A 12,064-nucleotide genomic window follows, 5' to 3' on the forward strand; every position below is an offset into this window, starting at 1 on the left:
TCTATATATCAGCCGAACTTATTTTAAGTTGTCAAGCATTTGACGAATGCGTTTGAAGTCACCAGCGCTTACTACACCAGCTTTACGTAGTTTACGTTTAGCTTTTGTAGATTTGTTAGCGAATAAATGGCTTGTGTAAGCGTGAGAACGTTTCAGTTTACCTGATCCAGTCTTTTTGAAACGCTTTGCAGCGCCGCGATGAGTTTTTTGTTTAGGCATAGGTATTTCCTCCTCTATCTATTACTTATCGTTTTTCGGTGCTAAAACTAAGAACATACTACGTCCTTCCATTTTAGGCTTAGATTCAATTGTACTAACTTCAGCACAAGCTTCTGAGAAGCGATCTAAAACACGTTGACCGATTTCTTTATGAGTAATGGCACGTCCTTTAAAGCGAATTGACGCTTTAACCTTGTCGCCTTTCTCTAAAAACTTGATAGCATTACGAAGTTTTGTGTTAAAGTCGTGTTCATCAATTGTTGGACTTAAACGAACTTCTTTCATGCTAATTACTTTTTGATTTTTGCGCTGTTCTTTTTCTTTCTTCTGTTGCTCAAAGCGGAATTTACCGTAGTCCATAATGCGGCATACTGGCGGTTTCGCATTTGGAGCAACTAATACTAAATCAAGATTAAGATTTGCAGCTAAGTCTAAAGCGTCATTACGAGACTTGATTCCAAGTTGATCGCCATTTGCGCCAACTAAACGTACTTCACGTGCACGAATTTGCTCGTTAATCATCATATCCTTGCTAATAGTAAGCCACCTCCAAGGTTTTCTCAGAACATATTTTGTAGTCATAGAACCCGACAAAAAAAGTGCGGGCATACGACACCCACACTTGTAAAATCTTAAGTAAGAAATACATTTACCTGCTAACTGCGAATGCGTCCATCAGGTGAGAAGCGGGTGCTTCTACTTGTTCCACAAAACAATATTCTATTATCCTTGATGAGTTTATCATAGGACATGACGTCTGTCAAGAAGACGCGATGTGTTTTACTAACAACAAGAAATATTGTAACAAACAACTAGCATACATGCAATACTTTTTTATGATAAGAGTTACATGGTTATTTTTTCTAGTTTTTCTCTTTTATATTAAAAAGAAAAGCCGCGATATACCGCGGCTCTTTCTTATCGTTTTCCTTCTACTTTAATCATGTCAACAAAAGCATCTAATGCGATTGTTTCTGATTTTTGTTCACCATATTTACGTACGTTTACGCCATTTTCAGTTACTTCATTGTCACCTACTACAAGCATGTACGGAATTTTTTGCATTTGTGCTTCACGAATTTTGTAACCAATTTTCTCTTCGCGAGTATCTAATTCAACACGAATACCAGCACGGCGCAATTCATCTTGTACTTTCTTCGCATAGTCTAAATGCACTTGCGGAGAAACTGGAATTACTTGCGCTTGAACTGGAGCTAACCAAGTTGGGAATGCACCTTTGTATTCTTCAATTAAGAATGCTACGAAACGTTCCATAGTTGATACAACACCACGGTGAATTACAACTGGACGATGTTGTTTTCCATCTTCACCAACGTAAGCTAATTCAAAGCGTTCTGGAAGTAAGAAGTCTAATTGTACAGTTGAAAGTGTTTCGTCTTTTCCAAGAGCAGTACGAACTTGAACGTCAAGTTTTGGACCGTAGAACGCCGCTTCACCTTCAGCTTCGTAGTAATCAAGACCCATTTCATCCATAGCTTCTTTTAACATACCTTGTGCTTTTTCCCACATCTCATCATCAGCATAGTACTTTTTAGTATCTGCTGGGTCACGATAAGATAGACGGAATGAATAGTTCTCTAAACCGAAATCTTTGTACACTTCTAGAGTTAAGTTTACAACACGTTTTAACTCTTCTTTAATTTGATCTGGGCGTACGAAAATGTGCGCATCGTTTAAAGTCATTCCGCGTACACGTTGTAATCCAGATAACGCACCTGACATTTCATAGCGGTGCATTGTTCCAAGTTCCGCAATACGGATTGGTAATTCACGGTAGCTGTGAATATCGTTTTTATAAACCATCATGTGGTGAGGGCAGTTCATTGGACGAAGAACTAACTCTTCATTATCCATTTCCATTGATGGGAACATACCATCACGGTAGTGATTCCAGTGACCAGAAGTTTCATATAGCTCTCTGCTTCCTAGTACTGGAGTGTATACGTGATCATAGCCTAAGCTTGCTTCTTTATCAACGATGTAACGCTCGATAATACGACGGATCGTTGCACCTTTTGGTAACCAAAGTGGTAAACCTTGTCCTACTTTTTGGCTATTAGTAAATAATTTTAATTCTTTACCTAATTTACGGTGATCGCGCTCTTTCGCTTCTTCAAGCATACGTAAATGCTCATCTAATTCTGCTTTCTTAACAAATGCAGTACCGTAAATACGTTGTAGCATTTTATTATTGCTATCGCCGCGCCAGTAAGCACCTGCAACGCTTAATAATTTAAACACTTTAATTTTTCCTGTAGATGGAAGGTGAACACCGCGGCAAAGGTCGAAGAATTCGCCTTGCTCATAGATTGAAATAACTGCATCTTCTGGAAGATCGTTAATTAAATCTAATTTTAACTCATCGCCGATTTCTTCAAAACGACGAAGTGCTTCTGCACGTGGTACTTCATGACGAACGATTTCTAAGTTCTCGTTCACGATTTTTTGCATTTCTTTTTCGATTTTCTTGAAGTCTTCAACTGTAATTGCTTCTTCCATATCAATATCGTAGTAGAAGCCATTTTCAATTACTGGACCAATGCCAAGCTCAAGCTTAGCATCTTTATATAAACGTTTTAACGCTTGTGCTAAAAGGTGGGCTGTTGAATGGCGTAAAATGTATAAGCCATCTTCTGAATCTAATGTAATAATAGAAACTGCACCATCTTCTTCGATTGGTGTAACAAGATCGATCATCTCATCGTTTAATTTTCCAGCTACAGCTTTTTTCTTTAAGCCTGGGCTAATAGAAGCTGCGATTTCTTCAGTTGTTACGCCTTTTGGAAACTCCTTCACAGCTCCATCAGGGAAAGTAATTTTAACTACATCTGCCATCACTGGTCACTCCTCTTTTTCTCAAAATAAAAAACACTCATCCCGTAAAAAGGGACGAGTGTTGAATTCGTGGTTCCACCCTTGTTCCAATTAACATGATTGTTAATTGCTCAAGTTCAACATAACGGTGTTGTCCGTTAGCAATTACTAAAAAAATCGTTCACTGCTAAAGTTTAGAGGTGGTAAGTAATAATCCCGTACTAGGAAGCTCACACCCTAAGGCTTCCCTCTCTGAAAATCGTAGAAAACTACTCATGTCCTCATCATGACATTTCAATATATTTCATTTATGTAGGTAATTATATGCTCAAAAACTTAGAAAATCAAGGGCGTTACCTTTATTTTTTAAATTTTTCACATTGCGTTCAAACTCATGTAATCCGTGTATTTGTATCCGTTCTTGAAATACGTTTCGCAAAGTAATAATCATATTATGGTCTTGTTCTTTCGTATACAAATAGATTTTTTTCGGTGAAATAGAAAGAAGTGGTGCAATTACTTTTGTATCAATATATACATCTTTTTGCTTTAGCAAATCTTCATCTATATATTGGACCAATTTCTCCTGTTTTAAACGTCTACCTTTATCATCATAGAAAATAAAACTTTCATCAAAAATAAGATGCATACAGGACAAACGTGACTTTCGATTACTAACTTGTTGCCGGAGCGTCTCAATGAACATTTGATATTCTTGTTCCATCTTATACTCATCAATTGCCACTTCAGTAAGCTTAGCTACCATTTCCCTATATGTACGAAGACGAAAACGAACATATGATGAAAACGAGAATGAGAGCGGATCACAAAGCCAATTATTTAAAGAAGACTTAATATACGATTCAAATGTGTAACGTGTTAACTCACGAGCAACCCCTTTTCTTCTTCCCTTTAAAACTTCTTGTGCTATATGCAATATTTGATGACACTCTTCTTGTTCTTCATAAAAAAACTTTTCTTTTAAAATTGTATAAATCCACTCATTTTGTTTCACATTCACAATGAAATATACCATGACTGGCAATAAAATCTTTTCAATATAGTGTGATTCACATACTGGTATGTGAATTACAATTTTTTGTTCCTGTAAATATACACTCGTTTCTTTATATAACACTTCCGCCCTTTTCAGTAGTTGTTTATATACGTGCATAGCATCATTTTTTTCTTCGAAGCAAATTTCAATCACTTTTGTCCCCCCTTTTATCCCCGCTCTAAAGGATTGTATCTATACGTTACAAATCCTATAAGAGTTTGGCCCGTGGAAGTTCACTCTTAGTAGAATTGCATTTCCTTTCGTTAGAAAATCCACTCGATATGGCTTGCTAATTTTATATATATTAAGGGAGGGAGAAAAAAATGATACAAGCTACTATGAATTTTCCATAAGAACTGTTCGTTTTACAATTCGACTACGCTGAAAAGCATTCAAAACAAAAAAAGAACAAGCTTCTCAGCTTGCTCTTTACTTATGACGGCGGTTTTTCCCACCGATTGTAATTGGTTTCGCTAAATATTTAATTCGTTCCATAATACGGGCCGCTTTCATTTCTTCTGCTTCACCGCGCTGTGTATACGTTAAGTGATGTTCCAACTGTTTGAAATCAAAATTAGACGTAAAGAACGTTGGTAAGTTTTCTAGCATACGGAATTGTAAGATTGCACCGAGTACATCGTCACGTACGAAACTAGACATCGCTTCCGCTCCGATATCATCTAACATTAAAACTTGTACCCGTTTAACCGCATCAATCTTTTCTCCAATTGAATTATCTTGAATCGAACTTTTAATTTCACGTAAAAATTCTGGGAAGTATACGAGCATGGAACTTATTTTCTTTCGAGCAAGCTCATTCGCAATCGCCCCTAAAAGATATGTTTTCCCTACACCAAATTTACCGTAAAGATATAGCCCCTGTACTTTTTTACCCGGTTCATATGTGCTTAAAAATTCATTCGCTGCACCAATTGCATCAATACGTGCATTTAACTCTGAAGGGTCTAAATTTTCCATAGTCGCCTGTAAAATATCCGTTGGCATATACACACTTTGAACGAGTTTTTCATATTTTTTTCTCTCATCATATGCTACTTTTCTAATGCAACGATCGTATTGAATATCAATCATCTTACCTTGGATAACGAGCTTCGGCTCATATCCTTGCAGCATATTTTTACATGTCCCTAGATCCGGACAATCTGAACAACCTACACATTGTCCAATATATTCATATAACTTCACAAGACTGCGCTCAATCATAGAAGTTGTTACTTCGCCTTTATGCTCGTCTATAAATTCTTTCACACGCGGATGTGCCATCACTTCCGCCTTTAATACTTCATATCTGTTTTTAAAATTTTCATTTTCCATTAATTTTGTAAATGAATTTTGAATATGCTCCATTTTCTCACCTCAAAGAGCGTTCATTCTCTTCTATTAATCACGCTTATATTTTTTCAACACTTCTTCTAGTCGTTTTCGTTCATCTTCTAACGTACTTGTATCTTTTTCCGCACCTACATCATTTTTCACAGTTTCTTTTTCTTTCGGCTCTTCTTTCAACCAATCTGGTACCATTTCTTTTCGTACTGTTTTCTTCGCTGTACGACCTTTTTTCTTCGTCTCAGCCCATTCTTGGTATTGACGGTTTTCTTCTTTTGCTAGCGCCATTGCTTCAGCTACTGTACCGACCTTTTTACGAGCCCAATGCCCAGCAATCTTCTCCACATACGTTTTCGCAAGCTTCATATCTGAGCGTAGCATAACGTAATAAATAAGTACATTCACAACTCCTGGCGTTAATTTTTGATTGATCATAACATCCTCAACAATTTGCAAGTCCGCTTTCGTCGCCTCTGCACCACCAGAAATCTCTTTCAATAGTTGTTTTGGTGAGATTTCTTCTAATTGTTTTATAAGCATCTCTTCTTGCGATGAAGGCTCTTTCTCTTTCATCGTACGTGCAGCGTGTGGCTGTACTCTTTCACTTAATATTGGTAACGCTTGACCATTTTCGAATTGGTACCAATCGCGCGCTCCTTTTCTAAGCCTTCCCATATCAATTGTTTGCATCTCTGTCACCGCACCAAGAACGATATTTTGCATCGATAACACATCCACACCATACACGTAAGCAAGTGTAATGACACATTCTCGCACTTGATCTGTAATCGCCTTTTTAGGAACAAGAGCGGACAATCCGTCTACAAATAAGGAGAAATCAAAGAAATCGTTCCAAACTTTAGGAGCATCTCCCTTTTCATTATTTGGCATCGTTGTCGCTTTTGGAATACGGAGTTCTTCTTGCGCATGCTCAAGCTGTCCTGGATTAAACGAATCAAACACCTCATTAAAAGAACGTGTAATATTTTCATAAGAAGCAAAATCAAATTCTTCTTCTAAGAAATATTGTTTTACTTGATTATATTTTGTCCGACTCAATCGATTGTATAAAAAGATACTTAAAACAATATCATCAAAAAACTGCTTTGGAGATAAAGGTGGTTGCAATTCGTATATAAACATTCGAATATCTTTTTCTTTCTTAATATATACCTTTAAAAGCCCAATTGCCTCTAGCTTTACTCGTTCCTCATATATTTCGGGAAGTTGCATTTGCATGGTCACCATAAGGGAATGATGTGTATTCTCTTTTCCAAATACACGATCTTGCTCTAACGCCCCCCATAGCGTCATGTACAAGCTAAAAGCTCTACTACCTATTAACGGCTGATACAACATCGTTAACACTTTTCGGTCGTAATTATGTAGTAGTCCTTTCGTACTTACTTTATAACGATCAATCGGCAATAGCTCCATCCATGACTGTTTTTGCATTCTTGCTTTTCCTTTCTTTCATCCAATCTATCCTCTAATTCATTCGTTCTATCTTCATTATATATTTTATCCCGCTATTTGCGGGCAGTAAGACTCCCACATCAAAATTCGGCGAATGCACGGAAGTTTGGCAGGAGATACCTTCCCGTAAATGCCCGATTGGTTAAGGCTAATACTCATTTTGGGATGAACAAAATCCCCAATGATTATTAGCGAAAAAGAGCTATTAGCTTACGCTTCTAGCTCTCTTACCTCATTACTTACAGTATGTAAAGAGAATTGAATACAGCTTCTATTCTCTTTCTTTTTGCAGTATATCTTTTAATTCTTCAATAAATACATTTAAATCTTTAAATTGACGATATACAGAAGCAAAGCGTACGTAAGCAACATCATCGATATCACGAAGTTCTTCCATAACAATTTCACCAATCATATCACTTTTCACTTCTGATATACCTAAATTACGAAGTTCACGTTCCACACTTTGTGTTACTTCCTCTAATTGTCTTAAAGATACTGGTCTTTTCTCACATGCTTTAATTAAACCGCGTAAAATCTTTTCTTTATTAAACTCTTCTCGTGTGCCTTCTTTTTTAACAACGATAAGAGGTGACTCTTCTACTCTTTCAAATGTCGTAAAGCGACTTAAACAACTTTCACACTCTCTCCTTCTTCGAATAGAGCGCCCTTCGTCTACCGGACGCGAATCTAACACTCTTGTGCCATTATGAGAACAGGATGGACAACGCAATTCATTCACTCCCTTACAATTTGATTTTTATTTTTCTCTACTTCATTCACGTAAAAATATATATACAATATTATATAACTCATTCTAATGCTCTTACCACTCTAAGTTTAAATACATGATTTCATCATCTATTTTCCCAACAAAATAAGATGGTAGATGTAGCACTAACTTATGTGTGAGAGCTCCATTTAACTAACTAATGAACACGTTATGTTTTTCCTTTTTTATAAACTAAAAAAGAGGTGCATTATACACCTCTTTACATTTTAAATCAATTATGTTCTTTTTTAAAGAGCTTTTGTTTCTCTCTGCTTAATTTCGAAGCTACCAGTGCCTCGAGGAAGCTCGATGCTCTCACGCGTTTTCGCGTTTAAACCTTCTGCAATATATTCTGCAGCAACATTTGGATCAATACGATCCCCACAAGTATAAACATCAATACTTGCGTAACCGTGCTCCGGAAAGCTATGAATTGTTAAATGTGATTCCGAGATAATTACTACTCCACTTACACCTTGTGGTGCAAATTTATGGAAAGCAACCTCACGCACTTCAGCACCAGCTCTTAGTGCTGCATCCACAAATAATTGTTCAATATACGGCATGTCATTAAGCTTGTCGAAATCGCAATCCCAAAGTTCAGCGATCACGTGACGACCCATCGTATCCATAGTATCCATTCTACAGTTCCCCCTTGTAAATTTATTCTAACTGTTCGAATTGAAAACTAATTTGCAATTTGGCTTGCTCCACTACCACGGGGGAAAGTTAGTCCAGAGAGGTCCTAACCCTTTAAGTAGTGACTACGTACCTCAGCTCTTAAGTTTACGAGTGTTAGTATACTTTGTTTATTTTCATTTTGCAACAACAGTTTTTTCGATTTTCTGTCATATTTTCCTCTTTACTTTTCCCTAAAAAAAAGAAATGATTCACAAATACAGTAATAACAACGCTTCGTGGTATGTCCACTTTCCAAAATATACTCATATAATTTTTTTCCTTTTCAGAAAAAAATAAAAAAGAGAGGGCAATATTCACTTGCCCTCTCCCTTATTCACTTAAATATGTTGCACATTTTTTTGTTTCGCTAATTCGTCAACAACTAACGTTACAAGATCTACAACACGACGAGAGTAGCCCCACTCGTTATCATACCAAGCAAGTACTTTTACTTTACGATCACCCATTACCATTGTAGATAAGCCATCAATAATAGCTGAGTGTGTATTTGTATTAAAGTCAATAGATACTAAAGGCTCTTCGCTAAATTCTACAATACCTTTTAACGCACCGTTTGCAACCGTTTTGAATGCATCGTTAATAGCTTCAACTGTCACATCACGTTTTACATCTACTACTAAGTCAACAAGAGACACGTTTGGTGTTGGTACACGAAGTGCCATACCATGAAGTTTTCCGTTTAAATGCGGAAGAACTTTTGCTAGCGCTTTCGCAGCACCTGTCGTTGTCGGAATGATTGATTGTCCGCAAGCACGTGCTCTTCTTAAATCTTTATGTGGGTTATCAATATTTTTTTGGTCATTTGTATAAGCGTGAACAGTCGTCATTAAACCGTTTTCAATTCCAAACTGCTCATCTAACACCTTCACAACAGGCGCTAAACAGTTTGTTGTACAAGATGCATTTGAAATAACGGTATGTTTTGTAATATCTAATTGGTCTTCGTTCACACCAACTACAATTGTTACATCTTCATTTTTACCAGGCGCTGTTAAAATAACTTTTTTCGCTCCAGCTTCAACGTGAAGAATTGCTTTTTCTTTTGAATTAAATTTACCAGTTGCTTCAATTACAACTTCAACACCTAGATCTGTCCAAGGCAATTCCTTTGGATCGCGGTTGTTTAAAAGGCGAATCATTTTCCCATCAACTAATAAGTGATCTTCAAATGCTTCTACTGTTCCGTCAAACTTGCCGTGAACTGTATCATATTTAATTAAATGTGCTAACGTTTCAGATGGATAGCTTGCATTGATTGCTACAATTTCGAATGCGCTTTCTTTTATTGCCTGACGAAATACCATTCTCCCAATACGTCCAAATCCATTAATTGCCACACGAGTCATAATATGTTATCCCCCTTGAATGCGTTATACTATTTATCTCCAATCCCAATAATAGTATAACACAAAAAGGGGATATGTCACTAAGCATTTTCATTAATTTCACAATTTTTTAGTCAATAATGTTCCATTTCTTTAAAATTCCCTGTAATTGTGTTTTCGTTCCCATAATTGTGCCATCATTATTTATTACTTCATCCGCATGCTTCACTTTTTCTTCTAACGGCATTTGCGATTGTATACGTGCTTTTGCTTCTTCTTTCGAAAAATTATTTCGCTCCATTAAACGTTTTAATTGCGTATCAGGCGTGACAGCTACAACTAAAACGCGGTCAACGAGACTTGTTAATTTACTTTCAAACAAAAGAGGGATATCTAACACAACCGCTTGCATACTTTCTTTTATGTACATTTCCTTTTGTGCATTCATTTCCTCACGTACTGCAGGATGAACAATTTTATTTAACTGCAATCGTTTTTCTTCATTATAGAAAACAACATTTCCTAATTTCGGCCGATCCAGTTCTCCATCTTTTTGTAACACTTCCGTTCCAAATACTTCTACTATTTTGTTATATGCTGGTTTTCCTCGTTCTACAACTTCTCTTGCAATAACATCTGCGTCAATAACCGGTATACTTAGCTCACGAAACATTTCTGATACCGTACTTTTTCCGCTTGCAATTCCTCCCGTTAATCCAATTACCACTGTCATAATACTTCTCCTCCTCATAATAAAAGGCGCGAAACTAATGTTCCACGCCTATACTTACATTTTCCAAATTCCAATAATAATGAGTAATACCCCAGGCAGGAATGTAAATTTTTGTAACCATTTCATATTCGATAAAACTGTACCCAGCTTCATTCCAATAAACAAAAATAAAGAACTCATAACTGCAACTAATATTGCCATCATAGCGGGTGCATAACCTAATAAAGATGCACCAATTCCAGCACCAAACGAATCCACGGAAAGTGCGATACCAAGAAGTAGCGCTTCTCCTGCAGAAATAGTTCCCGATTTATCAAAGTCTGCAACAGTCGGTTTCCGTAAAATTTGAATTACTAACCCAAGTGAAGCAATTTCTAGTTTCCAAACCTTCTCTTCTTGCTTCGGTTCTTCCTTTTTATCACTTCGAAAAAATTGATATAATACCCAAATCCCTATTCCAATAAGAACAAGCCCACCGATACGCGTTGCGATAACAGGTGAAAATATTTTCGCAATCATATGTCCAATTCCCATTGAAACAAGCATAACAGCGGCTGAACAGATTCCGATAATTATAATTGATCTTAGTGGAATTCTTACGCTTCTCAAACCATATGTCAGCCCTACACTACAGCTATCTAAGCTTAATGTAAAAGCTAATAAAATAAGAGATAAATAAAGGTACATCGGTAAGCTCCTCCCTTATACATAGCTCTGCTGTATGTATATGACAAATGCCTATCCGATGTTATCTCTTTTCTATATTCTAGGCTGACAAATTGGGCAATAATGCGTCCCTCTTCCGCCAACAACTGTTTTTTCTAATATCGTGCCACAAGTTACACATGGTTCTCCCTTTTTCCCATATACATTTAAAAGTTCTTGGAATGAACCAATTTGCCCTTGCGAATTCATATACGTTCTAATTGTACTTCCGCCTCGCTTCACTGCTTCGCCTAGCGTCGTAACAATTGCTTCGTAAATTCTTTCGATTTCTTCTTCCGTTAAAGATGCAGCTTCTCGCTCCGGATGGATATGAGAACGGAATAAAACTTCATCTACATATATATTTCCAAGCCCTACTAAAAGACGCTGATCTAATAATACGACTTTTATTTTACGATTTGTCTTTTGCAATTTTCCTTGTAAATACTGTGGTGTCAATTCAGCATCAAATGGCTCTGGACCTAAGTCAGCAAGAGGCATTTGATTCAACTCTTCACCTTTTTTAAAGAGATGCATCGTACCAAACTTTCTCACATCTTTATAATGTAATTCAGTTCCATCTGTAAATAAGAAACGGACGTGCGTATGCTTATCAATTGGCTCATCCTCTTGATGCAGTAAAAACTTTCCTTCCATACGCAAATGTGAAACGATAACATAATTCGTTACATATAAAAGCAAAAACTTACCTCTTCGCTTTATCGTTTCAATTTTCTCGCCTCTGAGCATTTCTTTAAAGATTTCCGCATCATCTGGTCGTTTTACTATTTTTGGATACGTAACAATAACATCTTCAATCGTTTTTCCTGTTACAAGATTTTCGAGTGTCCGTCTGACGTTTTCAACCTCTGGTAATTCAGGCATTTCATCAC

Annotated in this window: 12 protein-coding genes and 2 other annotated features; all 12 genes read right to left on the reverse strand. The window is 36.7% G+C overall.

Going from position 1 to position 12,064, the window contains the following annotated elements:
* Positions 1-18: 18 nt before the first annotated feature.
* The 12 genes from rpmI to mutM all read right to left on the reverse strand — a co-directional run bounded on the left by rpmI (position 19) and on the right by mutM (position 12,056).
* Positions 19-219: a 50S ribosomal protein L35 gene (gene rpmI / locus G9F74_RS10255; RefSeq protein ID WP_001125945.1), complete on the reverse strand. Its 201-nt coding sequence runs from the start codon at positions 217-219 to the stop codon at positions 19-21.
* Between the two features lie 21 nt (positions 220-240).
* Entirely contained in the window at positions 241-744 is a 504-nt protein-coding gene (gene infC / locus G9F74_RS10260) for a translation initiation factor IF-3 (RefSeq protein ID WP_000973214.1), read from the reverse strand.
* A 62-nt stretch (positions 745-806) separates the two neighbouring features.
* Positions 807-927 (reverse strand) — a sequence feature (ribosomal protein L20 leader region).
* A gap of 210 nt (positions 928-1,137) precedes the next feature.
* Positions 1,138-3,075 (reverse strand): threonine--tRNA ligase, encoded by a 1,938-nt coding sequence (gene thrS / locus G9F74_RS10265; protein ID WP_000786073.1) that lies wholly within the window; start codon positions 3,073-3,075, stop codon positions 1,138-1,140.
* 47 nt (positions 3,076-3,122) lie between these two features.
* Positions 3,123-3,351 (reverse strand) — a binding site (T-box leader).
* A gap of 31 nt (positions 3,352-3,382) precedes the next feature.
* Positions 3,383-4,264, reverse strand: coding sequence for a putative sporulation protein YtxC (gene ytxC / locus G9F74_RS10270; protein WP_016109173.1), 882 nt, complete (start codon positions 4,262-4,264; stop codon positions 3,383-3,385).
* 276 nt (positions 4,265-4,540) lie between these two features.
* Positions 4,541-5,479, reverse strand: coding sequence for a primosomal protein DnaI (dnaI, locus tag G9F74_RS10275; protein WP_000400118.1), 939 nt, complete (start codon positions 5,477-5,479; stop codon positions 4,541-4,543).
* Positions 5,480-5,512: 33 nt separating this feature from the next.
* On the reverse strand, positions 5,513-6,913 hold the full coding sequence (locus G9F74_RS10280) for a replication initiation and membrane attachment family protein (protein WP_016109174.1): 1,401 nt from the start codon (positions 6,911-6,913) through the stop codon (positions 5,513-5,515).
* Positions 6,914-7,205: 292 nt separating this feature from the next.
* The gene (nrdR, locus tag G9F74_RS10285; RefSeq protein WP_001203687.1) at positions 7,206-7,667 is read right to left on the reverse strand and encodes a transcriptional regulator NrdR; all 462 of its coding nucleotides are present in this window, start codon (positions 7,665-7,667) and stop codon (positions 7,206-7,208) included.
* A 287-nt stretch (positions 7,668-7,954) separates the two neighbouring features.
* Positions 7,955-8,338: an adenosylmethionine decarboxylase gene (gene speD, locus G9F74_RS10290; protein ID WP_002003660.1), complete on the reverse strand. Its 384-nt coding sequence runs from the start codon at positions 8,336-8,338 to the stop codon at positions 7,955-7,957.
* A 387-nt stretch (positions 8,339-8,725) separates the two neighbouring features.
* Positions 8,726-9,754: a glyceraldehyde-3-phosphate dehydrogenase gene (locus G9F74_RS10295; RefSeq protein ID WP_000198973.1), complete on the reverse strand. Its 1,029-nt coding sequence runs from the start codon at positions 9,752-9,754 to the stop codon at positions 8,726-8,728.
* Positions 9,755-9,863: 109 nt separating this feature from the next.
* Complete coding sequence (gene coaE / locus G9F74_RS10300) at positions 9,864-10,466, reverse strand: dephospho-CoA kinase (RefSeq protein WP_016109175.1); 603 nt, start codon at positions 10,464-10,466, stop codon at positions 9,864-9,866.
* 54 nt (positions 10,467-10,520) lie between these two features.
* Complete coding sequence (ytaF, locus tag G9F74_RS10305; RefSeq protein ID WP_000281731.1) at positions 10,521-11,153, reverse strand: sporulation membrane protein YtaF; 633 nt, start codon at positions 11,151-11,153, stop codon at positions 10,521-10,523.
* 72 nt (positions 11,154-11,225) lie between these two features.
* Positions 11,226-12,056, reverse strand: coding sequence for a DNA-formamidopyrimidine glycosylase (gene mutM, locus G9F74_RS10310; RefSeq protein WP_001114490.1), 831 nt, complete (start codon positions 12,054-12,056; stop codon positions 11,226-11,228).
* Between the last annotated feature and the right edge of the window lie 8 nt (positions 12,057-12,064).

It is taken from the genome of Bacillus sp. EKM202B (assembly GCF_011066025.1).
Classification (GTDB): Bacteria; Bacillota; Bacilli; order Bacillales; family Bacillaceae_G; genus Bacillus_A; species Bacillus_A toyonensis.